This window comes from Herbaspirillum huttiense, assembly GCF_047300815.1.
Taxonomy (GTDB): Bacteria; Pseudomonadota; Gammaproteobacteria; order Burkholderiales; family Burkholderiaceae_D; genus Herbaspirillum; species Herbaspirillum huttiense_A.
In genome coordinates this window covers 3,817,730-3,841,285 of sequence record NZ_CP178608.1, presented here as the reverse complement: position 1 = coordinate 3,841,285, position 23,556 = coordinate 3,817,730, and the positions used below count along the sequence as shown (strand labels likewise).

Below are 23,556 nucleotides of genomic sequence, written 5' to 3'. Positions count from 1 at the left end.
TTTCATAAGGAACTCAGGCCGGTGCTGCCACTGCCTTGCGCGCTTGCGCACGCCGATGATGCGAACCATGCTGGAACCCGCTCAATGAAGGGAGACAATTTCATGTTCTCAGTTCGCCCGTACAGGATCCTCATTGCCGTCGTCATCTTCTGGGGTGGCATCGCTGAGACCTTTGCAGCCCCCTTGGTGCAAGCGACTCCCTTGGAGGATAGCGCCGGCCGCACGATCAGTTTCGAGTCTGTTACACCCAAACGGATCAAGGATTTCGTGGAGCGCACGGTAGCCGACAAGGCTACTGTCACCGGACGCCTCAGTTTTCCTGAAGCGATGACGTCGCCCGTGCCCGCCGTCGTCATCCTGCACGGAAGCAGCGGCGTCAATCCCGGCGAGAAAGTCTGGGCGCAGCGACTCAACGCACTGGGATTCGCCAGCTTTGTCGTGGACAGTTTCACGGGCAGGGGCGTTTCCAACACCGAAGCGGACCAGACGCAGCTGTCGATGAGCGCGGGGATTGCCGATGCCTATTTTGCCCTGCGCCTGCTGGCGGCCGACCCGCGTATCGACAAGAAAAAAATCAGCGTGATGGGATTCTCGCGCGGCGGCATCGCCGCATTGTATTCGGCCCTCGATCCGTTTCGCCGCGCCGTGATTGATGACGATCTGCACTTTGCCGCTCATATTGCCTTCTATCCCGGATGCGGCATCCATTACGCGTCAGCGCATCTGGATGGTGCGCCTATCCTGATGCTGCTGGGTGGCAAGGACAATTACACGCCGGCCGCACCTTGTGTGGAGTATGCCGATACATTGCGAAAGCAGGGTGCACAGGTCACGGTGAAGGTCTATCCCGATGCGTATCACGGATTTGACAGGCCCACGCGGCTGCATGTGATCAAGTCCGCTACCAGCGCGCGTGACTGTCATGGCGAATATGACCTCGATACGAGCGTCTTCACGATGTACCGGGGTGCGCAGAGGCTATCGGGGGCGGATGCCACCGCCGAGGCCAGACACTGTCTGAGCTATGGCTGTTGATTTGCTCGCAGATTTGACCCTCTCCATTTGACCCACCTTCCATTGCCTGCTGAAGGCAGCCACCCGGTCATACGACCCCTCGTATCCCAGCTCTCTTAAGTCCAGGAACATCTGTTTCAGGGTCCTTCTTTGCTTCCGAGATTTGACCGCCTCTGCGCTGAGCCAAGCGGAGAGCCTGGCGGTGAAGTCATCGAGCGAGCTTGGCGAACGCCTTGCTGGATAAGCAGGTTCGCTGACATCGGATCGGATGTAGCGGCGAACTGTGTTGCGGGATATGTCGAGCCTGCGGGCGATTTCCCGAATTGAGATGCGGTCTCTGATGTACCAGCGTCGAATAATTCCAAGTAGGGCCACGTCTATCACTCCGTTCTCCCGCTCGCTGTCATGAGCAGGATTGTGGTCTAAACATGGGTCAACTTTGGATGCAAATTTCCTGGGAAATGGAGTGAACCCTCGGGCTGGACCAAGGCTAGGAGATGAAGTGATACGCTTGTCGAGCCTTCTCAGGAGGAGCGACATCATGGCATCACGAGGTCCATATCGGCGGCACAGCCCGCAATTCAAGATACAGATATGCAGCGATATTCGCAGCGGCAAGATAGGGCGACGCGAGGCGCTCAAGACTCATAACTTGTCGGCCAATCTCATGCAGATGTGGCTAGGGCAGTTTGATCGCGGTGAGCTGGATGCAGAAGATGCTGCTGCGTCGACGGTTGCAGAGTACGAAGCACATATTGCCGCGTTGGAACGGAAGGTAGGCCAGCTGACGATGGAGTTGGATCTCCTCAAAAAAACGCCACGGCTACGACTCGTCAGCAACAGCGAGAACTCATCGATCATCAGCGGCCCCAAGCCTGCTCCATCCGACGAGGATGCCAAATGATCGATCTGCCGCGTAGCACCTACTATTATCAGCCCAGGCCGGCTACTGCCGTACTCGGTGATGCTGAGCTGGCCCATCTGATAGAAGACATCCACGATGTATTCCCGGGCTATGGCTATCGTCGAATCACGTTGGAATTGAGGGCACGCGGGCATGTGGTCAATCACAAGCGCGTAGCCAGGATCATGCGTGAGCATGAGGTATACGGCCATCATCGGCGCAGGTTCAAGCCGGCGGCCGGCACTGAAACCGACGTCGCCGTCTTTCCTAATCACTATCAGAACATCATTCCAACGGAGCCAGATCGTGTCTGGATTGCCGATATCACCTACATCCGAATAGCATCCGGCTTTATCTACCTGGCCGTTGTTTTGGATGCTTGCAGCCGCAAGGTAATCGGCTACGCTTTATCTAAGCGGATAGACACGCCTTTGGCCCTGGCCGCGCTGACGGCCGCCTACAGAATTCGCAAGCCGGCGCCCGGCACCTGCATTCACCATACGGATCGTGGGTGCCAATATGCCAGTGCCTTATACCGGGATTCTTTGGAGGAATTTGGTCTGATAGGATCGATGAGTGCTCCAGCCAATCCATATCACAACGCCCAGGCGGAAAGCTTCATGAAGACGCTTAAGGTCGAAGAGGTTTATCTGGCCGGATATGAGAAATTCGACGACGTGGCAGCGAGACTGCCATACTTCATCGAAGAGATTTACAACGAACGGCGTATGCACTCGGCGCTGGGCTATCAATCACCTAACCAGTTCGAAGCACAACTTGCTCGGCAAGCGGCTTAGTTTCTCGACCAACCTTGGTCCAGCCCGAGGGGTTCACTCCAAAAGTGGGTCAGTTTTCAATGCAAATCAACAATTTGTCATCATTTCGCGAGATTCATCCAATAATTGGACCCGAAGGCTCTGTTGTAGGCGCTTGGTAAACACGGGCATCAATATTCCTTTCCAGCTCAAGGACTGTCGCGAAACGTCCAAATCTATCAGAAGAGAAGCAGTTCTTGGAACGAATGTCTGCTTCTGTTCTGATTTGGACAGCATCCCACAGTCCCGCCACGCCTGCCCGTCCCCCACTTCTCAGTAATCAATATAACCTTCAGCCCCCTGCGTGAACCAGGTCTCCCGCACATCCGCTTTCAAGGGCAGTCCACGGGCAACGCGATGCGCAAGATCCGCGTTGGCGATATAAAGGCGACCGAAGCTGACGGCGTCACCGGTTCCATTCTCCAGATCGTCTTGCGCGCGGCGGATATCGAAGTCCGAATTCAGGATCAAGGGTCCCTTGAAATACGGCCGCAGCTGCGCCGCGAGTGGCGGCATGTAGCCCACGCCGAAGGAACCGTGAAGCGGCGGCTCGCGCAGTTCCACATGGCCGATGCCCGCCGACGAGAGCATTTCCAGCGTGCGCGCAAAGAGCGCAAGCGGGGCGCTGTCGCGGATGCCCTGCGTTTCACCATTGGGAGAGAGCCGCACGCCGATGCGATCCGCACCGATCGCCTCCGAGATGCCCGCGACGATCTCGCGCAGCAAGCGCATGCGGTTCTCGATCGATCCGCCATAGGCATCCTCGCGGTGATTATCGCTGTCGCGCAAAAACTGGTCGATCAGATAGCCATTCGATGCATGGATCTGAACGCCATCGAAACCGGCCTCCATGGCGTTTCGCGCCGCCTGGACATGTTCATTGACCACACCGGCGATCTCATCGGTGCGCAATGCGCGCGCCTGCACTTGCGCCTGCTGTCCGTCGTAGGTATAGGCCTGCCCCGGCGCGGTCGTTGCGGAGGCCGAGACCGGGGTCTGGCCGCCCATGAGGGGATGCACCACGCGTCCCATGTGCCAGAGCTGCGCGATGATGCGCCCGCCGGCGGCGTGCACGGCTTCCGTCACGCGGCGCCACCCGGCAATCTGTTCCCGGTTCCAGAGGCCGGTGGCGTAAGGCCAGCCCAATCCGGCCTGGGAGACACCGATGGCTTCGCTGATGATCAGCCCGGCAGAGGCGCGCTGGGCGTAATAGGTCGCCATCATTGGCGTGGGGAGATGCTCGCGGGTACCGCGTGCGCGCGTCATCGGCGCCATCAGCATGCGATTGGGGGCGGCGATGGCACCGAGTTGGATGGGGTCGAAGAGGGACGTCATGAGATCACCTGTCGTTGTTGTGGGGTCGGTCGGCCGGAGTTACACCAGGCGCTGGCCGCCATCGATGTGCAGGGTTTCGCCATTCATGAAGTCGTTCTGGATGAGGAACATGACGGCGGCGGCAGCCTGTTGCGTGGAGACGATCTGATTGAGCGGCAGTTTGGCGCTCAGGTCGGCCACGTAGGCATCGCGTGCACTGCCCAGCGTGCGTCCCAGCAGCGGGGTGTCGGTCGTGCCCGGCGAGAGGGTGTTGAAGCGGCGCGGTGCCAGTTCCAGCACCAGGCCGCGGGCCAGCGCTTCCATCGCGGCAGAGGCGGCGGCCAGTACGGCAGTGCCCCAGGCATTGGGACGATCGGCCAGCACGCCGGAGATGAAGGTGATGGAGGCATGGGCATCGAGCTGCGGGTGGAGCGTGCGGATGACGTCGATGGCCGCCCAGATCCGTTCATCGAAGGCGCGGCGCAGGTAGCCGGTATCGGCTTCCAAAATCTTGCCGGCCACGAAGGAGCCGGCCATGAGCACCAGGTGGTCAACGTGGCCGATGTCCTTCAAGGCAGCCTCGACGGCCGCGCGGTTGGTGATGTCCGCCGCGCGCCATGCCAGGCCGTATTCGTTGCCGGTACGTTCAGCGCGTTCGGGATCGGAACCGACGACGATGACATCGGCGCCTGCTTCCTTGGCCTGCAGCGCCGTGGCCAGACCGATGCCGGAGGTGCCGCCGAAAATCAGTACGGTCTTGCCCGAGAGGGATTTGTTGACGAGAAACTCGGCTGCCTTGTTGAGGGTGTTCATGGTGTGCTCCTGAGAAGTAAGTGGGTTCACGCAAGTGCGTAATCGCATTCTAGGGAGCGACAATCTGTTCCATAAGGTGGTCAATTGGCATAATATAAGTGCCACTATGGAACAAATAAGCCTGGACCGCCTGACCGGTCTGATTGCCTTTGCCCGTGCGGCCAGCTTGGGAAGCTATTCGGCGGCGGCGCGCGAAATGGGGATTTCGCCCTCTGCCGTCAGCAAAAGCATTGCCCGGCTGGAACAGCAGCTGGGCCTGGTGCTGTTCATCCGTACGACCCGCTCATTGCGGCTCACGCATGAAGGGGAGGCGCTTTACGCCCGGGCGCTGCGCTTGCTGCACGAAGCCGAGGAAATCCAGCAGGCGGCCATTTCGGCGCGCAATGCGCCGTCCGGGGTGATCCGGGTGGCGGCACCCTATCCGATCGGCGTCCATTTGCTGGGCCCGGCCCTGGTGCGTTTGCGGGCACGCCATCCGGGGCTGGTGGTCGATTTGCGCATCCGGGACCAGATGGCCGACATGATTGCGGAGGGGATCGACGTGGCGATCCGGGTGGGAGACATTCCTGATTCGCGCCTGATTTCCCGGCACCTGGCGCCGCACCGCATCTGTGCCTTTGCCGCACCCGGCTATCTGGCCCGGCGCGGGACGCCCACCCGCCCTGAAGAACTGGACCAGCATGACTGCGTCAATTTCCGTTTCCAGAGTACTGGCCAGGCGTTGCGCTGGCCCTTCGCGATGGACGGCGAGATCGTGGAGCTCACCCCCGAGGCTGGGATCGTGGCCGATGTCAGCGATGTAGTGGCGTCCATTGTGATTGCCGGCGGCGGCATCGCACTCATGCCGACTTACCTGGCGGCCACCCATGTGCGGCGGGGAGAACTGGTGCCGGTGCTGACGGCCTTTGCCGTCAAGCGCTCCAACATGACTGCGCTGTGGCCGGAGAGCCGGCGTTCAAGTCCCAATGTGAAGGCCTTCCTGGGGCTGCTGGACGAGGTCTTCGCCTCGCCGCCGCCTTGGGATGTCTTGATCGATGCTTCCCATGACGCTGGCGGCACCAGCCAATAGGGCGCATCGGTGGGGCAGGCATCGCCCCTTCCTTCACTACGCCGCGACCACCGCCTCCAGCTCCTTGCCCCGGGTCTCCGGCAGGATCAGGCAAGCCACGATCACCAGCCCATAACACCCGGCAGCAATCCACCCGATGGTCTGCCCCAGCGGCAGGCTGTTGCTGAGATATCCGACCAGCGCAGGACAGATCGCCCCGACCGCACGCCCGAAGTTGTAGCAGAAGCCTTGTCCCGAACCGCGCACATCGCTGGGAAACAGTTCAGACAGGTAAGCCCCCATCCCCGAGAAAATCCCCGACAGGAAAAACCCCAGCACAAAGCCCAGCGCCAGCATCCATGCATCGGTAAAGATGAGCTGCGTATAGCTCAGCACCAGCACGATCCCCATGGCCGCGAACAGCATGAAACAGCGGCGGCGGCCGATGGTGTCCGACAGCCAGGCCGAGGTCAGGTAGCCACAGAAGGAGCCGCCGATCAGCACCAGCAGATAGGTACTGGTGCCCAGCACCGACAGGTGGCGTTCGGTCTTCAGGAAGGTGGGCAGCCAGGTCGTCACCGAGTAATACGCACCCTGCATGCCGGTGGCCAGGAGGCTGGCCAGCAGCGTCGTGCGCAGCAGGTCGCGATGGAAGATGCGCAGGAAGTTGCCGCGCTGGCCGCTCTCGCGCAGCCGGGCCTGGGTCGCCAGGAAGACCTCCGGTTCGCTGATGGCGCGGCGGATGTAGAGCGTCAGCAGGGCCGGCAGCACGCCGATCCAGAACAATACCTTCCACGCCGTCTCCGGCGGCAGCACCGCATAGACGCCCCAGAACGCCAGCGCCGACGCCGCCCAGCCCACCGCCCAGCTGCTCTGCACCAGGCCCGAGGCCTTGCCGCGATGGCGGGCCGAGATGGTCTCGGCGATCAGCACCGAGCCGACAGCCCATTCGCCACCCATGCCGAAGCCCTGCATCGCACGGGTAAAGAACAGTTCGCCGAAGGACGTGGTGAAGCCCGAGAGGAAGGTGAAGAGCGCAAACCACAGCACCGTCCATTGCAGCACGCGCACCCGCCCGTAGCGGTCGGCCAGCACGCCTGCAGCCCAGCCGCCGATGGCCGAGGTCAGCAGGGCACCGGTGGCGATGTAGCCGGCTTCGGCCTTGCTCATGCTCCACGCGGCCAGGAGCGTGGGGATGAGGAAGGTGTAGATCATGTAATCAAAACCATCCACCGCATAGCCGGTGAAGGTTGCGGTGAGCGTGCGTCGCTCGGATGTCGTTGTCTCTTGCAGCCACATGATGATCCCCGTAATGAATGTATGTAAATCACTGACGTGCGGCATCGCTGGCCGTGTGCAGCAAGCATGCAGCCATCGATGAAAAAACGGTAGAGCGGCAGCAGGCGCTAGGCCTGCGCGTCGAGCAGCAGTTCGCTGTTGAGCTTGTCGGTTACCAGCATGTAGCCGGGTGCATGGGTGATGCAGAATTCGGGCCGGGCGGCGACGATGGCGGCTTGCGGCGTGACGCCGCAGGCCCAGAACACCGGCAGCTCATCGGCGTGGATGTCCACCGCTTCGCCATAGTCGGGCTGGTGGATATCGGCAATGCCGATCAGGGCCGGGTCGCCGATGTGGATTGGTGCGCCATGCACCTGCGGTGTGCGTGCGGTGATCTGGATGGCGCGGATGGCGTCGGCGGCCTTGAGCGGCCGCATCGACACCACCGTCGGTCCCTGGAACACGCCCACCGGCTGCGTCGGAATATTGGTGCGGTACATGGCCACGTTGCGGCCCTCGCTCACATGGCGCAGCGGAATACCGGCGGCCAGCAGCGCATGTTCGAAAGAGAAGGAACAGCCCAGTGCAAAGGTCACCAGGTCGTCGCGCCACACCGCGCGCAGGTCGTTCACTTCAGCCACGCGTTCACCGTAGCGCCACAGGTGATAGCGCGGCACGTCGCTGCGCACGTCCAGGTCCAGGCCCAGCGCGGGCAGGGCGGGCGAGCCCGGCTTGGAGACGGCCAGCAAGGGACAGGGAATGGGATTGCGTTCGCAGAAGGCGAGAAAATCATCGGCCAGGGCCGCCGGCAGGATCGCCAGGTTGACCTGCACATGGGCACTGGCCACCCCGCTGGTGTGGCCGGTGAACGCGCCGCTGCGGGCGGCCAGCCGCACGTCGAGTGCGCTGGAGGCAGCCGACAGCGCAGGCGCTGCAGCGGGAGGAATCGGTACGGCGGACAAGGCGGTAGCAGTCTCTGGCATGGCGGTCTCCTTCTTGGAATGGAGCCGATGTTAGGAGCGTGCCGGGACAGCGTCCAACAAAAAATTTATATCTTTTGTTATCGATTTTTTCGATGAGGACAACGGAAATTTCACTATAGCGATTTCCGTGCCAGTGGCTCATTTTTCGGTGGCGCGGCCTTTGCCTTGGGTGCGGCGTGCATGCTCCAATGCCGAATCGAGGACCAGTTCGGCCAGGCTGGAGCTGGGGTCTTCGCGATAGCTGGCGTGGATCTGCAAGGGCGGGAGCGTGGCCTCGCAACGCAGGATGCGCAAGGGAAGCCGGCGCGTGAGTTCGCGCACCGAGGCGCGCGGCAGGGTGGCCACACCGAAGCCGCCTTCGACCAGCTGCACCATGGCGGAGATGGAAGAGATGGCATGCACGCGCGGTTCGATCACGCCCCATTCCTGGCACAGCTGCAGCAATCCCTGGTGCGGCTGCGAGCCACGCTGAAAGGTGATGAGGTCGTGCGCGGCGAGTTCGTCCAGCGTGTGAGAACGGGTGCCGAAGCGTTCGCGATGGCCCACGAAGACCATTTCCATCGGCGTCATCAGCCGCGAGCGCACGGCCGTGTCGCTGCCTACGGTCGAGGTAAAGACCAGGTCCTGGGCGCCGCGCCGGATCTGCTCGGTCAGTACCGGCGAGGTTTCCACCGTGAGTTCCAGCGCGAAATCGGGATAGCGGCTGCGGATTTCCTGCAGCCAGGCAGGGAGCCAGCTGTGTACTACCGATTCGATGCTGCCGATGCGCAGCAGCAGCGGGCCGGCGCTGTTGCCGCCAAGCTCCTGGCGGATCTGGCGCTGCATGTCGAGCAGTTTCACCGCCAGCCGCTGGAAGCGCTGGCCGGCCACGGTGAGGCGAAACTGTTTCTCGCGGCGGTCCAGCAGGACTACACCCAGCTCTTCTTCCAGCGAGGCGATGCGGCTGGACATGGTCGATTGCGTGATGTGGAGTTTTTCAGCGGCGCGGGTGATGCTCTTGAGCGAGGCGGCCCAGTGGAAGGCCTCGACGAAACGCAGGTTCATGAGTGCTCGGCGGTGGGTTGGGCAGACTTGGCGTTGGAAATCGCGGCTAGGCTACCAGATGCGCGAGCGCTGCGGTATTCATGTGTGATGCATCCACGTGCGCAATGCGCGACCCACGCCGCACTTCAGGACGATAGGATCTAATCCCAACTTTCTGTATCGTCCGCCGATGGTAAAAAGAAATCGTCCCCGCCGCCGACTATTTGATGAGCTCATGTCCGGCGTGCAGGACATGATCGACGAACGAAAAGGAACAATCTCCTTGCGGACGACGGTTCTCCGATCTGCTCCTGTTGATCGGGCTGCAAAAGATCCTGCGGCCAGAGTCTCCAGCAGGAAACGCGGCCGTCCCTGATTATTCTTGCGCACCGCACCAATTTTCCCGCCGCTTGACACAATCCTCCCCCATACCTATCCTCACCCCCGATTGGTCTTACCTTTTGTCGCCCGCAGTCGCCGGGCTGGCGGGCCAGGCCGGCACTGCCGCGACGGCAGCGATTCACCCTACAGGCAGATATCCAGAGAGCATGTCCTTCGACCCCATCGTCCAGAAATCCATTTCCGAGCAGGTAGCCCAGCGGCTGCTGACCATGATCCGTAGCGGCCTGCTGAAACCCGACCAGCAGCTGCCGCCCGAGCGCGAACTGGCGGCCATGCTGGGCGTGGGCCGTCCTGCCGTGCGCGAGGCCATCCGCGGGCTGGCCCTGCTGGGCCTGCTGCGCATCCGCCAGGGTGAGGGCACCTTTGTCAGCTCGCTGGAAACACGCGAGCTGCTGGAGCCGCTGGAGATGATCATCGATCTCAACCCCGGCACGCTGGAGGCGCTGTTCGATGCCCGTCTCATCATCGAGACCGGCGTGGCCGCACTGGCTGCCACCCATATCGAGGACGCCGAACTGGCGCGCCTGGCGCGCAATGTCGACGATGAGGCACGGCTGCTGTCGGACCCGGCGGCCTTCTCGGCAGCGGATGTGGAGTTTCACGAGGCCATCATCGAGGCTTGCAACAATCCCTTCCTGCAAAGCGTCGCCGGCAGTCTCTACATGCTGGGCAAGAAGAGCCGCTCCATCACCTCGCGCATTCCCTCCACGCTGGAACGCAGCCTGCAGGACCACCGCGACATCCTGGATGCCTTGAAGGCACGCAATCCGCACCAGGCCTCCGAGGCCATGCGCAATCACCTGCTGAGGGTGCGCGATGCCTATCGCAGCGCCGGACGCAGCCAGAACGAATCGGTCCACGACTGAGTCAACAAGTACGATCTGACGCAAGAAGCGTCGCCGTTGCTGCCGGGCTGGTCCCGCAGCATTCCACAACGGCGGCGTGGCAGCACAGCCGCAGCATGGCCGCGGTGCCCCTCACAAGAAGCGATACCGGCAAGGCGCGCAGGGCCGCCTGTTGATGAACTCCGTTCTACAAGCCGGACAGGCAGGATCTTTCCTTATCAATCGATTGCAGGAGAACAGCATGCTGGATCTGGCAGGTAAAGTCGTTTTCATCAGCGGTGCGAGCACCGGTATCGGCGCGGCCGCCGCGCGCGCCTTCGCAGCACGTGGCGCACACGTGGTGGTCCACTACAACAGCTCGAAGGAAGAGGCGGAGGCCGTGGCCGCAGAAGTGCGCGCCGCCGGCAGCAAGGCCGTCACCATCGGCGCGGATGTGCGCGATACGGCGGCCATCAACGCCGCCGTCACCAAGGCCGTGGAGCAGATGGGCCGCATCGACGTCCTCATCAACAACGCCGGCGCACTGGTCAAGCGTGCCCCGCTGGAAACGGTCACCGATGAACTCTTCGACGAGATCATCAACATCAACGCCCGCTCGGTGGTGGCCTTCACGCGGGCGGTCATTCCCGTCATGCGCGGCCAGGGCGGCGGCAACATCATCAACGTCACCTCGGTGGCAGCACGCCATGGCGGCGGCCCCGGTGCGCTCATCTATGCGGCTTCCAAAGGCTTCGTCAGCACCATCACGCGCGGCATGGCCAAGGAATTGCTGGCCGACAAGATCCGCGTCAATGCAGTGGCGCCGGGCGTGATCATGACGCCGTTCCAGGAACGCTTCACTACGCCGGAACAATTGGAGGGCTTCCGCAAGACCATCCCCATGGGCCGCATCGGCGAGCCCGACGAATGCAGCGGCGCCTTCCTCTACCTGGCCTCGGACCAGATGTCGGGCTACGTCACCGGCCAGATCATCGACGTCAACGGCGGCCAGTACATGCCGTAAGGTCCGGCGCCGCGCCGGGCTGGTTCTGGCATGGCTCTTGCGGGCAGGAAAGGATCATGCGCCACGATCCTTTCCTGCCCGTTTCCGCTGCTGCCGCCCTGGCCCCGCCAGGCGGCCTGCTGCGCGACAAGCTGGCCCTGCTGCTGGACTCCACCGGCGAGGGCATCTACGGTATCGACCTGGAGGGGCGCTGCACCTTCATCAACCGCGCCGGGGCGGCCATGCTGGGCTATGCGCCGGCAGACGTGCTTGGCCACAACATGCACGAACTGGTGCATCACAGCCATGAACACGGCGGCCATTACCCCGAGGCCGAATGCCCGATCCTGAAAGCCTTTCGCAAGGGCGAATCCTGCCGGGTCGACCAGGAAGTGTTCTGGCGCGCCGATGGCAGCTGCTTTGCGACCGAATATTCTTCCTACCAGATCATCGATGGCGGCCAGGTGCGCGGGGCGGTGATTGCGTTCAGCGATATCTCCAAACGGCGCCAGGCCGAGGAACAGTTGCAACGAGCCAAGGCCGAACTGGAAGTGCGCGTGGCCGAGCGCACCCGCGAGCTCTCGGCTGCACTGCGCCAGGTGCGGCAGTTGTCGGCGCATGCGCATTCGGTGCGCGAGGATGAACGCACCCGCATTGCCCGCGAAATCCACGACGAACTGGGCAGCCTGCTGGTGGCGCTGAAACTGGATGTGAACTGGATGGCCAAGCGCGTCACCGACCTCGATCCGGTGGCGCGCAAGTGCGAGGTCATGAGCCGCCTGATCGAAACCGCAGTGGACAACGTGGGACGCATCATCACCGACCTGCGCCCCAGCATCCTCGATCACCAGGGCCTGATTGCCGCCCTGGAATGGCAGGTGCAGGAATTCTCCGAAGCCACCGAATTGCCCTGCGAGGTCGAGTTCGATATCGCGCCGGAAGCCTTCGTCCCGGATGGGGCCAAGGCCACGGCGGCGTTTCGCATCTTCCAGGAAATGCTCTCCAATGTGGCGCGCCACGCGCAGGCCACGCAGGTGCGCATCGCGGTTCACCTCACCCCGGCAGAACTGCGCATGGAAGTGGAAGACGATGGCGTGGGCACGCCCCACGCCGCGCAGGAAGCGGCCACGTCCTATGGCGTGATGGGCATGCGCGAGCGCGCCTTGCACTTCGGTGGCGCACTGAGCATTGCTGGTGCGCGGTGTGCACCAGAGCACGGCAGGCCGGGCACGCTGGTGTGCCTGCGCCTGCCCCATCACGCCAGCCGGGAGCTGCCATGAACCGCCCCGGCGACAACATCCGCATCCTGCTCTGCGACGACCATCGCATCGTGCGCGAGGGCTTGAAGCAGATCCTGGCCGACACGCCCGACATCGAGGTGGCCGCCGAATGCGCCAGCGGGCCGGAGGTGCTGCACAGTGCGCGGGTCGAGGCGATCGACCTGGTGCTGCTGGACATCGCCATCCCCCAGCAGGACGGGCTGGACGTGCTGCGCCAGATCAAGCAGGAGATGCCGCGCCTGCCGGTACTGATGCTGTCTACCTATCCCGAGAAACAATACGCGGCCCGTTGCTACAAGCTGGGCGCAGCGGGTTATCTCAACAAGAGCACCGACCCCGAGCAACTGGTGGAAGCCATCCGCAAGGCCGCTGGCGGCGGCCTCTACGTGAGCGCACAGATGGCCGAGACCCTGGCATCGGGCCTGGCCCAGCGCGCCACGGCCCCGCAGCGGGCCGCGCATGAGAGCCTGTCGCACCGCGAATACCAGGTCTTCCAGCTCATCGCCGCCGGACGCAGCGTCAAGGAAATCGCCGACCAGCTGGAGCTGAGCCCCAATACGGTGAGCACCTATCGCAGCCGTATCCTGGAGAAGACCGGGGCTTCCAATGACGTGGGCATTGCCATGTATGCCGTGCGGCACCAGTTGCTGCCGGTGTGAGCATTTCTCTCCGGCTGTCGTCATTTTGCAGCGCGTTTTCGTCATTCTGACGATGTGATCGACGTTGCTTGTAGTGGCAGCACTACAAGATGTCGTGCGCCCATGACGTATTGCAGCGGGCTGGCAAATCCCTTGCAGGTAGTGACAGTGAACGCAGCAACTCACCTGACACTCACCAAACGGGGGAATCATGCCGGACGCACCAGAGACCAATCTGTTCCACACCTATGACGCCGAACGCGCCGGGCAGGGCTGTTCCTGCGGCCGCCACGGCAGCCAGCAACAGCACGAGGCCGATGTGCTGGCCGAGCAGCAGCGCCTGCAGCGCGGCCGCGATGTGGAAACCCTGACCAACGACGTGGTGGAAGAAGCGCTGATGCGTTCGCTCTTCCCGCGCGTGGCCGAACGCCGTGATTTCCTGCGGGCGGTGGGCAAGAACGCGGCGCGCGCGGCCATTGCCAGCGTGCTGCCGCTGGGCTCGCTGCAGGCCATGGCGCAGGAAAAGAATGGCGCGCTGGAAAAGAAGGACCTCAAGATCGGCTTCATCGCCATCACCTGTGCCGCACCGCTCATCATGGCCGATCCGCTGGGCTTCTATCGCAAGCAGGGCCTGAACGTGTCGCTCAACAAGACGGCCGGCTGGGCGCTGATCCGCGACAAGATGATCAACAAGGAACACGACGCCTCGCACTTCCTGTCACCCATGCCCATTGCCATGTCCATGGGCGTGGGCAGCAATGCCACGCAGATGCGCGTGGCCACCATCCAGAACATCAACGGCCAGGCCATCACGCTGCATACCAAGCACAAGGACAAGCGCGATCCCCAACAATGGAAGGGCTTCAAGTTTGCCGTGCCCTTCGAATACTCGATGCACAATTTTCTGCTGCGCTACTACCTGGCCGAGCACGGCCTGGACCCGGACCGCGATGTGCAGATTCGCGTCACGCCCCCGCCGGAGATGGTGGCCAACCTGCGCGCAGGCAACATCGACGGCTTCCTCGGGCCGGACCCGTTCAACCAGCGTGCGGTCTATGACGAGGTCGGTTTCATTCATATCCTCTCCAAGGAGATCTGGGACGGGCACCCCTGCTGCGCCTTCGGCACCTCCGAAGAGTTCATCAAGCAGAATCCCAATACCTTTGCGGCGCTGTTCCGCGCCGTGCTGACTGCGGCGGCCATGGCACGCGATCCGGCCAACCGCTCGCTGGTGGCCAAGGTGATCTCGCCGCCGGCCTACCTGAACCAGCCGGAGACGGTGGTGGAGCAGGTGCTCACCGGCCGCTTCGCCGATGGCCTGGGCAACGTCAAGAACGTGCCGGGCCGCGCCGACTTCGATCCGGTGCCCTGGGATTCGATGGGGGTGTGGATCCTCACGCAGATGAAGCGCTGGGGCTACATCAAGGGCGACGTCGACTACAAGGCCATCGCCGAAAAGGTGCTGCTGGTGACCGAGGCCAAGAAGCACATGAAGGAGCTGGGCCAGCCGGTGCCGGACGGGGCCTACCGCAAGTATTCCATCATGGGCAAGGAGTTTGATGCCAACAAGGCCGACGCCTACGTGAACAGCTTCGCCATCAAGAGGAGCGCGTGATGCCGGCCCAGCATCTCGGCTGGCGCGCCGCGCTCATTTCCCTGCTGCTGCTGGCCGCCCTGCTGATGGTGTGGCACCTGGCCACGCTGCCCAAGGAGAGCGCCGCCAGTGCCGCCCAGGATGAGTACGCCAAGCTGATGGGCAAGAGCAGCGGCGCGGCCAAGCGCGATGGCTTCCCCGGACTGGCGCAGATGGGCGAGACCATTCGCAAGGAACTGAGCAATCCCTTCTACGACAACGGTCCCAATGACAAGGGCATCGGCATCCAGCTGGCCTATTCGCTGGGCCGGGTCGGGCTGGGGTTTGCGATTGCGGCGGTGGTGGCGGTGCCGCTGGGCTTCCTGCTGGGGATGTCGCCGCTGATGCAGCGTGCGCTCAATCCCTTCATCCAGATCCTGAAGCCTATTTCCCCGCTGGCCTGGATGCCGCTGGCGCTCTACACCATCAAGGATTCCTCGGTGTCGGGGGTGTTCGTGATCTTCATCTGCTCGGTCTGGCCGATGCTGATGAACACCGCCTTCGGCGTGGCCTCGGTGCGGCGCGACTGGTTGAACGTGGCCAAGACGCTGGAGGTGGCGCCGCTGCGGCGCGCCTTCCTGGTGATCCTGCCGGCGGCAGCGCCCACCATTCTGACCGGCATGCGCATCTCCATGGGCATCGCCTGGCTGGTGATCGTGGCTGCCGAGATGCTGGTGGGCGGAACCGGCATCGGCTACTTCGTCTGGAATGAATGGAACAACCTGTCGCTGACCAGCGTGATCTTCGCCATCCTGGTCATCGGCGTAACCGGCATGGTGCTGGACCTGATCTTCGCGCGGCTGCAGAAGTGGGTCACCTATGTCGAATGAAGGGAGCAGCAGCATGGACCACAATTTCCTGAGCGTGCAGGGCCTGGCCAAGCGTTATGCAGCGGGCGCGCCGCCGGTGTTCGAGCAGGTGTCCTTCGGTATCGATCGCGGCGAATTCGTCTGCGTGATCGGGCACTCGGGCTGCGGCAAGACCACCATCCTCAACGTGCTGGCCGGGCTGGAGGCGGCCAGCGAGGGCGTGGTCATCATGGACCGGCGCGAGGTCAAGGGACCGAGCCTGGATCGCGGCGTGGTGTTCCAGAGCCATGCGCTCATGCCCTGGTTCAGCGTGCTGGGCAATGTGGTGTTCGCGGTGCGGTCGCGCTGGCCGGACTGGCCGCGCGCCAAGGCAGAGGACCATGCACGGCGATTCATCGAGATGGTGGGACTGAAGGGCGCTGAACACAAGAAGCCCTCGGAGCTGTCGGGTGGCATGAAGCAGCGCGTGGGCATTGCGCGCGCCTTTTCCATCGAGCCCAAGATGCTGTTGATGGATGAGCCCTTCGGTGCGCTCGATGCCTTGACCCGTGGCGTGGTGCAGGACGAGTTGCTGAAGATCTGCGCGGCCACCCACCAGACCGTGTTCATGATTACCCACGACGTCGATGAAGCAATCCTGCTGGCCGACAAGATTTTCCTGATGTCCAACGGTCCGCAGGCCTGCATCGCCGAGGTGGTCATCAATACGCTGCCCAAGAACCGCACGCGCGAAGGCATGCACCACGATCCGCAGTTCTATCGCATCCGCAATCACCTGGTCGATTTCCTGGTGCATCGTTCGCGCCAGATCCAGGCAGCGCAGGCCAGCGGCGCAGCGCGCCTGCCGACCCGCATCGTCATGCCGGGGCTGGAGCAGGCTGCCGCTTGAAGACGGGGGCAGGGCGACCTGCCATTTCGTCAGTTTATATCGTCGTTTTGCAGCATCGTTTCGTCAGGATCGATGACGCGCACTACAAAGTGTCGTCGGTTTTCATTTTTCGTCCACCACAAGGAGAGAGCGCATGGACCGCAACCAAGTTACCCAGAAGATCGTCACCGCCAAGGTCAGCAAGAAGATGACCTGGGCCCAGATCGCCGAGCGCATCGGCCAGAGCAAGGAGTGGACTACCGCCGCCATGCTGGGCCAGATGACCCTGACCGCCAAGCAGGCCGCCGTGGCACAGGAGCTCTTCGAACTGACCGACGAAGAAACGCTGTGGCTGCAGATCGTGCCCTACAAGGGTTCGCTGCCGACCCCGGTGCCGACCGATCCGCTGATCTATCGCTGGTACGAGATCGTCAGTGTCTATGGCAGCACCATCAAGGAGCTGATCCACGAAGAGTTCGGCGACGGCATCATGAGCGCCATCGATTTCAAGATGGATATCCAGCGCCAGGCCGACCCCAATGGCGATCGCGTCAACGTGATGCTGTCGGGCAAGTTCCTGCCTTATAAAACCTACTGAGTCACATCGGGTTACAAGGGCGGCAATGCAAAGGCGCAATGCGCGGCTAGAATAGCGCGCATGCTCAAAGACAAGAAACTCTCCGCCTACGCCCCCTCGGCCACCCGCATCCGGGCGCGCTTCGTGGCCATCTCGTGGCGCGATCTCGCCGTCAGCTTCGGTCCCATCATCCTGCTGATCCTGGTGGGCGCGTGGCTGGTGATCTGGCTGATCCGGCCGGCGCCGCCCTCGTCCATCACCATTGCCGCCGGTCCCAAGGACAGCAATTTCTGGCGCGTGGCCGAACGTTACAAGGCGCTGCTGGCGCGCGACGGCATCCGGCTGGACATCGTCGAGACCGGCGGCTCGCTGGACAACCTCAAGCGGCTGGCCGACCCGGACCAGAATGTGGACGTCGGTTTCGTGCAGGGTGGCCTGGCTGGCGCAGTACCGGCTGAATCCCTGGGCCCGCTGGTGTCGCTGGGCAGCATCTCCTATGTGCCGGTGTCGGTGTATTACCGCGTGCCGCCGCCGCGCGAGGATGGGCGGCCAGCGCCCCCGCTGCGGCAGTTGTCGGAACTGGCGGGCAAGCGCATTGCCATCGGCGGGCAGGGCAGTGGCTCCAGCGTGCTGGCCGCCACGCTCTTGAAAGCCAATGGCGTCGAGCCGGGCGGTACTACCGAGCTGCTCAACATCGGCGGCGACGAGGCCTCGCAGGCGCTGACCAGCGGCAAGATCGATGCAGCCTTCCTGATGGGGGATTCGGTCTCGGTGGCGACCATGGGCAAGCTCTTGCGCGCGCCCGGCATCCGGCTGCTGGATTTTTCGCAGGCCGATGCCTACGTGCGGCGCTTCCGCTATCTCAATACCCTCAAAATGCCCATGGGCGTGTTCGACCTGGCGCACAACCTGCCGGCGCGCGATACCCAGCTAATTGCCCCCACGGCCGAACTGGTGGCGCGCGAGGACCTGCATCCGGCGCTCTCGGACCTGCTCATCGCCGCCGCCCGCGAGGTCCACGGCAAGGCCAACGTGATGCAGAAGGCCGGGGAATTCCCGGCCCCGCTGGAGCATGAATATCCGATCAGCGACGATGCGGCGCGCTACTACAAGTCCGGCAAAACCTTCTTCTACCGCACCCTGCCGTTCTGGATGGCCAGCCTGGTGGACCGCGCGGTGGTGATCGTGCTGCCGGTGATCCTGCTGCTGATTCCGGGCATCCGCCTGGTGCCGATGCTCTATGGCTGGCGGGTGCGTTCGCGCATCTATCGCTGGTATGGCGAGCTGATCGCGCTGGAACGCGGGCTCTCGCGCGAGTCGCCGGAGGAGCAGGCCGAGATGATCAAACGCCTGGACGAGATCGAGATGGCGGTCAATCGCATGAAGATGCCGCTGGCCTTTGCCGACCAGTTCTACGTGCTGCGGGAGCATATCGGCTTCGTGCGGGCCCGGCTGGCGGCCGGTGTGGCCTGAGCGCCACGCCGTAGCAGGCTCGGAAGGGCAGGGGGGCGGCGGCTGTTGTATGCTCGCCATGGTGTGTACAGTACTGTATAAAAAGTACTGTGTATTCATACAGTACTATGCTAAAGTGAAGCCTCCTATCGACAAGAAGAGGAATCGCTGCCATGACCCACTTTGATCTTGCTTCCGACGCTCGCTTCGCTGTTGCATCGTCCACCCCGTCTTCGCTGGCCATCCGCCTGGGTCGCCGCGAAATCTTCATCTGCCGTGATACCTACGTGCGCCGTTACCGGGTCAATCCGGTGATCGAATGCAGTGCTGGCATCGAGCCCGGCCATGTGGAAATCCTGTTGTTGCGCCGCTGGCTGGTGGTGCTGTCGAAGGCGCGCGGCTGATGCGGCGTGCGCTTGACTGGCTGGTGGTGGACGCGCTGGGGAGGGCGGCCGGGGTCGATCAGCCCGGCTTGCCGGTGGCCCCGGGGGCGGTGTCTGCCATTGCAGAAGGTGCCGCTGCCAATGATGATTCCATGTTTGGAAACGTCACCAAATGCGTCACATCCAGGCTGATCCCTATCCATTCCCCGACCGCATGATCGTGATGCGAGGGCACCAGCGAGAGCAGTTGCTGGCCGTTCTCCAGCGCCAGGGTGTAGAGGAATTCCGCGCCCCGGAATGATTTGCGCACCACCTGCGCCTTGAAGGGCGACGCATCGTCGTGCATGACGTCGTCGGCCCGCAGCAATACATCGACCTGCGCGGCGCTGGCATCGCGTCCGCTTTCCACCGGCAGTCCGCGCAACAGGCCTGCTGCGGTCCGGACGCTGATCTCGCCTTGTACCCCGGCATCCGCTGCCGCTTGCACCTCGCCGCGCAGCAATACCCCATGTCCGATGAAATCCGCGGCAAAGCGGGTGGCCGGACGATGGTAGAGCGCGTAGGGCGTATCCCACTGTTCCAATCTGCCGTGCCGCATCACCCCCACCACATCGGCCACCGCAAAGGCTTCCAGCTGATCGTGGGTGACCATGAGGGCGGTGGTGCCGGTGCGTTTGAGGATGTCGCGCACGTCGTGCGCCAGGCGTTCGCGCAGTTCCACATCCAGGCTCGAAAACGGTTCGTCCAGCAACAGCAGGCGCGGCTGCGGTGCCAGCGCGCGCGCCAGGGCAATGCGCTGCTGCTGGCCGCCGGATAGCTGGTGCGGGAATTTGCTGCCCGCTTCGGGCAGGCCGACCAGGGCCAGCATCTGCATGACGATCTGTTCCCGCTGCGCACGTACCATGCCGCGCAAGCCAAAGCCGATATTGGCCGCCACATCCAGATGCGGAAACAGCGCGAAATCCTGGAACACCATCCCGATGCGCCGCGCCTCGGCCGGCACGCGCACGCCATCGCCTTCCAGCAATGTTCCGTCTAACCGGATACGGCCAGATTGCGCAGGTTCCAGGCCGGCCACGGCGCGCAGCAGGCTGGTCTTGCCGCTGCCGGAGGGGCCGATCAGGGCCCCCAGCTCGCCCGGCTGCAGGCGCAGCGAGACGGCATCGACGGCCGCTTGCACACTGCGGGGATAACGGATACTGACGTGATCGACTTCCAGAAACATGGGCAGGCTCGATGAAATGGTTACAATTCGCGTTTGTCTCGGAGTGCGCAGTGTAGCGCATGGACCGCCGACTTCCCCTGGCAATTCTTTATTGGGCCGTTCCTGTTTATGCACATCATCGGTTTGCTCGCTGTCCTGATCGCCTTGCCGCTCTTCGGCATCCTCGCTGCCTGGTTCGGGCTGGATGCGGCCGGCATCGACAACCTGCGCCAGCAGATGCAGACCGTATTGCCCGGCTACCTGGCCACCTCCGGCTGGCTGGCGCTGATGGTGCCGCTGGGCGTGGTCCTCGTCGGTGGCGCGGCGGCGGTGACGGTGAGCCTGTTCGAGTTTCGCGGACGGCGCTGGCTGTCCTGGGCGCTGCTGTTGCCGATGGCCATGCCGGCCTATGTGTCGGCCTATGCCTATACCGATTTCCTGCAATACGCGGGCGCCGTGCAGAGCACGCTGCGCGGCTGGTTCCCGGGCTGGCGCATGGATGTGCGCGGTCTGCCGGGGGCGGTGTGCATGTTCGTCTTCACGCTCTATCCCTATGCCTACCTGCTGGCGCGCAATGCACTCTCCGAGCGCGGCATGCACCTGATGGAGGCCGCCCGCATGCTGGGCACGCCCCTGTCCGAACGCATCCGGCGCGTAGCCTTGCCGCTGGCGCGTCCGGCCCTGGCGGCCGGCGCGGCGCTGGCGCTCATGGAAACGCTGGCCGATTACGGTGTCTCGGCCTACTTCGGCCTGACCACCTTCACCACCGGCATCTACAAGGCCTGGGTGGTACTGGATGACCGCATCGCCGCCGCCCAGTACGCCTCGCTGCTGCTGCTCTTCGTGTCGGTGCTGCTGTGGCTGGAGCGGCGCGAGCAGGGCCGCATGCGCTTTGCGGCCACACGCGGTGCGCGCGGCAGCGAGGGCGCCGAGGCGCGCCTGCCGCACTTGTCCGGCGCCCAGACGCTGGCGGCTTGGGCGGTGTGCGGCTTGCCGGTGGTGCTGGGTTTCGTGCTGCCGGTGGCGATCCTGTTGCAGTTGTGGGCCGGGCAGTGGGGCAGCAGCGATGCGGCCATGCCCGCCTTCGATCTGGCCCGTTATGCTGGCTGGGTCTGGAACAGTTTCCGCTTCGGCGGCCTGGCGGCGCTGGCGGCCATCGTGCTGGCGCTGGGCCTGTGCTTCGCGCTGCGCGGCGCGCACCTGCCGCGCCTGCAGGGGCTGGTGCTGCGCCTGACCGCACGCCTGGCCGGCATGGGCTATGCCATTCCCGGGTCGGTCATCGCGGTCGGCATCCTGCTGCCGGTGGCCTGGCTGCAGGCGTTGTGGCCGGCTGCGGGCCTGGGCGTGCTGCTCACGGCCAGCTCGCTGGGCGTGATCTACGCGTATCTGGTACGCTTCACGGCGGTTGCGGTGCAGTCGGTGGAGTCCGGCTACACGCGCATTCCGGCCAGCCTCGACGAAGCGGCGCGGACTTTGGGCAGTTCGCGCGCGGTGATTGCCTGGCGCCTGCACATGCCGCTGTTGTGGCGCTCGCTGGCGGTGGCGGCGCTGATGGTGTTCGTCGATGTGGTCAAGGAGTTGCCGGCGACCTTGCTGCTGCGTCCCTTCGATACCGATACCCTGGCCGTGATTGCACACAACCTGGCGCGCGACGAGCGCCTGGGCGAGGCGGCCTTGCCGGCCTTGTCCATCGTGCTGGTGGGGCTGGCGCCGGTGCTGCTGGTGATGCGGGCGCTCGATGGCCGGCGCCGCACGGACTTGCAAAGCGCGCTTCCGCCCGCATAACGCAAAGGCGGAAAGACCAACAATGGGCGTAGCCAGGGGGCTGCGGCCACTCTCTGGAGAAACCATGAGCCAATACGATTACGACCTCTTCACCATCGGCGGCGGTTCCGGCGGCGTGCGCGCAGCGCGCTTCGCCGGCCAGGCCGGGGCCCGCGTAGGGCTGGCCGAGAAGGGCGATCTGGGCGGCACCTGCGTCAACGTCGGCTGCATCCCCAAGAAGCTGATGTCCTACAGCGCTCATTTCCACGAGGATTTCGCTGATGCCGCCGGTTACGGCTGGACCCTGCACAGCGCACCCACCTTCGACTGGTCGGCCCTGATCGCCAACAAGGACCGCGAGATCACGCACCTCAACGGCATCTACCAGCGCCTGCTCGATGGCGCCAACGTAAGCCTGCATCGCGGCTTTGCGACGGTGGAAGATGCGCACACCGTGAGTGTGGAGGGCAAGCGTTTCACGGCTCGCCACATCCTGGTGGCCACCGGCGGCCATCCCGACAAGCCGCAGATCCCGGGCAGCGAGCTGGGGATCACTTCGGACGATTTCTTCCATCTCAAGGGCTTGCCGAAACGCGCGGTGGTGCTGGGCGGCGGCTACATCGCCGTGGAACTGGCTTCCATCCTCAATGGCCTGGGCAGCGACGTGACGCTGGTCTATCGCCGCGAGCGCCTGTTGCGCAACATGGATGCCGACCTGGGCATCCACCTGGCCGATGAAATGGCCAAGAAGGGCATCCGCCTGGTCTTCGATGCCAGCATCGCCGCCATCGAAGCGCCGCATGCGGGCGAGGACAGCGTCAAGCAGGTGCGCCTGACCAATGGTGAAACCGTGGCGGCCGAGTGCGTGCTGTTTGCCACCGGACGTACGCCCAATACGCGCGGCCTGGGGCTGGAGAAGGCCGGTGTCGCCTTGAAGGAAAACGGCGCCGTGGTGGTCGATGAGAATTTCGAGAGCAACGTGCCCTCGATTCACGCCGTGGGCGACGTGATCGATCGTGTGGCCCTCACGCCCGTGGCCCTGGCTGAAGCGATGGTGGTGGTGGCGCGCCTGTTCGGCAAGGGCGAGCGCGTGATGTCCTACCAGAACATTCCGACAGCGGTGTTCAGTCATCCCAATGTGGGCACCGTGGGACTGACCGAAGAACAGGCGCGCAAGACCCATGGTGAAGTAAAAATCTTCAAAACCGACTTCAAGCCGCTCAAGAACAGCCTCTCGCGCAACACCGAGCGTACCTTCATGAAGCTTGTGGTCGATGGGCAGACCGACAAGGTGCTCGGCGTGCACATGGTCGGCGGCGATGCCGGCGAAGTCATCCAGGGCTTTGCAGTGGCCCTGCAATGCGGTGCCACCAAGGCGCAATTCGACACCACCATCGGCATCCATCCGACCTCCGCCGAAGAGTTCGTGACCATGCGTACGCCGGTGGCCTGAGTCCCGCTCTCCAGGCAGCACTCAAGAAAACGGGGATGCATGGGCATCCCCGTTTTGCTTCATGTGATGCGCCA

Annotated in this window: 23 protein-coding genes; 16 read left to right on the top strand and 7 right to left on the bottom strand. The window is 63.5% G+C overall.

The genetic code is table 11. From position 1 onward, the window contains the following. The first annotated feature begins 84 nt into the window (after nt 1-84). Nucleotides 85-1,035 carry a dienelactone hydrolase family protein gene (locus tag ACLRDN_RS17585; RefSeq protein ID WP_413457334.1) on the top strand — a complete coding sequence of 317 codons (951 nt, stop codon included), beginning with the start codon at nt 85-87 and terminating at the stop codon, nt 1,033-1,035. Here ACLRDN_RS17585 and ACLRDN_RS17580 read toward each other — a convergent pair. After that, on the bottom strand, nt 979-1,554 hold the full coding sequence (locus ACLRDN_RS17580; RefSeq protein WP_413460406.1) for a winged helix-turn-helix transcriptional regulator: 576 nt from the start codon (nt 1,552-1,554) through the stop codon (nt 979-981). The genes ACLRDN_RS17585 and ACLRDN_RS17580 overlap by 57 nt on opposite strands. A 1-nt stretch (nt 1,555) precedes the next feature. Between ACLRDN_RS17580 and ACLRDN_RS17575 the strand changes: the two genes are divergently transcribed. Both ACLRDN_RS17575 and ACLRDN_RS17570 read left to right on the top strand, forming a co-directional pair. Continuing rightward, complete coding sequence (locus ACLRDN_RS17575; protein WP_209568292.1) at nt 1,556-1,918, top strand: transposase; 363 nt, start codon at nt 1,556-1,558, stop codon at nt 1,916-1,918. Continuing rightward, the gene (locus ACLRDN_RS17570) at nt 1,867-2,715 is read left to right on the top strand and encodes an IS3 family transposase (protein ID WP_413460376.1); all 849 of its coding nucleotides are present in this window, start codon (nt 1,867-1,869) and stop codon (nt 2,713-2,715) included. Before ACLRDN_RS17575 ends, ACLRDN_RS17570 begins: the two co-directional genes overlap by 52 nt. A gap of 291 nt (nt 2,716-3,006) precedes the next feature. On the opposite strand, the gene ACLRDN_RS17565 is transcribed toward ACLRDN_RS17570, so the two are convergent. After that, on the bottom strand, nt 3,007-4,068 hold the full coding sequence (locus ACLRDN_RS17565; RefSeq protein ID WP_413457333.1) for an alkene reductase: 1,062 nt from the start codon (nt 4,066-4,068) through the stop codon (nt 3,007-3,009). Nucleotides 4,069-4,107: 39 nt separating this feature from the next. Further along, a complete protein-coding gene (locus ACLRDN_RS17560; RefSeq protein WP_413457332.1) occupies nt 4,108-4,860 on the bottom strand; it encodes an SDR family oxidoreductase in 753 nt (250 codons plus the stop codon). Between the two features lie 106 nt (nt 4,861-4,966). On the opposite strand from ACLRDN_RS17560, the gene ACLRDN_RS17555 reads away from it, so the two are divergent. Beyond that, nucleotides 4,967-5,929 carry a LysR family transcriptional regulator gene (locus ACLRDN_RS17555; protein ID WP_413457331.1) on the top strand — a complete coding sequence of 321 codons (963 nt, stop codon included), beginning with the start codon at nt 4,967-4,969 and terminating at the stop codon, nt 5,927-5,929. Nucleotides 5,930-5,965: 36 nt separating this feature from the next. Here the strand turns inward: ACLRDN_RS17555 and ACLRDN_RS17550 are convergent, their stop codons facing one another. The 3 genes from ACLRDN_RS17550 to ACLRDN_RS17540 form a co-directional block, all read right to left on the bottom strand. Beyond that, nucleotides 5,966-7,207 (bottom strand): MFS transporter, encoded by a 1,242-nt coding sequence (locus ACLRDN_RS17550; RefSeq protein WP_413457330.1) that lies wholly within the window; start codon nt 7,205-7,207, stop codon nt 5,966-5,968. A gap of 107 nt (nt 7,208-7,314) precedes the next feature. Next, entirely contained in the window at nt 7,315-8,169 is an 855-nt protein-coding gene (locus tag ACLRDN_RS17545; RefSeq protein ID WP_413457329.1) for a putative hydro-lyase, read from the bottom strand. A gap of 138 nt (nt 8,170-8,307) precedes the next feature. Continuing rightward, entirely contained in the window at nt 8,308-9,213 is a 906-nt protein-coding gene (locus tag ACLRDN_RS17540) for a LysR family transcriptional regulator (protein WP_413457328.1), read from the bottom strand. A gap of 527 nt (nt 9,214-9,740) precedes the next feature. On the opposite strand from ACLRDN_RS17540, the gene ACLRDN_RS17535 reads away from it, so the two are divergent. The 10 genes from ACLRDN_RS17535 to ACLRDN_RS17490 all read left to right on the top strand — a co-directional run bounded on the left by ACLRDN_RS17535 (nt 9,741) and on the right by ACLRDN_RS17490 (nt 19,082). Continuing rightward, nucleotides 9,741-10,460 (top strand): FadR/GntR family transcriptional regulator, encoded by a 720-nt coding sequence (locus ACLRDN_RS17535; protein ID WP_413457327.1) that lies wholly within the window; start codon nt 9,741-9,743, stop codon nt 10,458-10,460. Between the two features lie 220 nt (nt 10,461-10,680). Continuing rightward, a complete protein-coding gene (locus tag ACLRDN_RS17530) occupies nt 10,681-11,442 on the top strand; it encodes an SDR family NAD(P)-dependent oxidoreductase (protein ID WP_209534462.1) in 762 nt (253 codons plus the stop codon). A 56-nt stretch (nt 11,443-11,498) separates the two neighbouring features. Continuing rightward, the gene (locus tag ACLRDN_RS17525; RefSeq protein ID WP_413457326.1) at nt 11,499-12,701 is read left to right on the top strand and encodes a PAS domain S-box protein; all 1,203 of its coding nucleotides are present in this window, start codon (nt 11,499-11,501) and stop codon (nt 12,699-12,701) included. Next, nucleotides 12,698-13,360 carry a response regulator gene (locus tag ACLRDN_RS17520; protein WP_413457325.1) on the top strand — a complete coding sequence of 221 codons (663 nt, stop codon included), beginning with the start codon at nt 12,698-12,700 and terminating at the stop codon, nt 13,358-13,360. The genes ACLRDN_RS17525 and ACLRDN_RS17520 overlap by 4 nt, the downstream gene beginning before the upstream one ends. 190 nt (nt 13,361-13,550) lie before the next feature. Further along, entirely contained in the window at nt 13,551-14,954 is a 1,404-nt protein-coding gene (locus ACLRDN_RS17515; protein WP_413457324.1) for a CmpA/NrtA family ABC transporter substrate-binding protein, read from the top strand. Next, nucleotides 14,954-15,802 (top strand): nitrate ABC transporter permease, encoded by an 849-nt coding sequence (gene ntrB / locus ACLRDN_RS17510; protein WP_088754928.1) that lies wholly within the window; start codon nt 14,954-14,956, stop codon nt 15,800-15,802. Before ACLRDN_RS17515 ends, ntrB begins: the two co-directional genes overlap by 1 nt. 13 nt (nt 15,803-15,815) lie before the next feature. Next, a complete protein-coding gene (locus ACLRDN_RS17505) occupies nt 15,816-16,670 on the top strand; it encodes an ABC transporter ATP-binding protein (protein WP_413457323.1) in 855 nt (284 codons plus the stop codon). Between the two features lie 133 nt (nt 16,671-16,803). Beyond that, nucleotides 16,804-17,247, top strand: a complete 444-nt coding sequence (cynS, locus tag ACLRDN_RS17500; RefSeq protein WP_034329823.1) for a cyanase — start codon at nt 16,804-16,806, stop codon at nt 17,245-17,247. 60 nt (nt 17,248-17,307) lie between these two features. Further along, complete coding sequence (locus ACLRDN_RS17495) at nt 17,308-18,699, top strand: TAXI family TRAP transporter solute-binding subunit (RefSeq protein WP_413457322.1); 1,392 nt, start codon at nt 17,308-17,310, stop codon at nt 18,697-18,699. Between the two features lie 152 nt (nt 18,700-18,851). Continuing rightward, complete coding sequence (locus ACLRDN_RS17490; protein WP_008330905.1) at nt 18,852-19,082, top strand: hypothetical protein; 231 nt, start codon at nt 18,852-18,854, stop codon at nt 19,080-19,082. Nucleotides 19,083-19,140: 58 nt separating this feature from the next. Here ACLRDN_RS17490 and ACLRDN_RS17485 read toward each other — a convergent pair whose 3' ends face one another. Next, a complete protein-coding gene (locus ACLRDN_RS17485) occupies nt 19,141-20,286 on the bottom strand; it encodes an ABC transporter ATP-binding protein (RefSeq protein WP_413457321.1) in 1,146 nt (381 codons plus the stop codon). A 108-nt stretch (nt 20,287-20,394) separates the two neighbouring features. Between ACLRDN_RS17485 and ACLRDN_RS17480 the strand changes: the two genes are divergently transcribed. Both ACLRDN_RS17480 and gorA read left to right on the top strand, forming a co-directional pair. After that, entirely contained in the window at nt 20,395-22,050 is a 1,656-nt protein-coding gene (locus tag ACLRDN_RS17480) for an ABC transporter permease (protein ID WP_413457320.1), read from the top strand. Between the two features lie 64 nt (nt 22,051-22,114). Continuing rightward, nucleotides 22,115-23,482: a glutathione-disulfide reductase gene (gene gorA, locus ACLRDN_RS17475; protein WP_413457319.1), complete on the top strand. Its 1,368-nt coding sequence runs from the start codon at nt 22,115-22,117 to the stop codon at nt 23,480-23,482. The last annotated feature ends 74 nt before the right edge of the window (nt 23,483-23,556 follow it).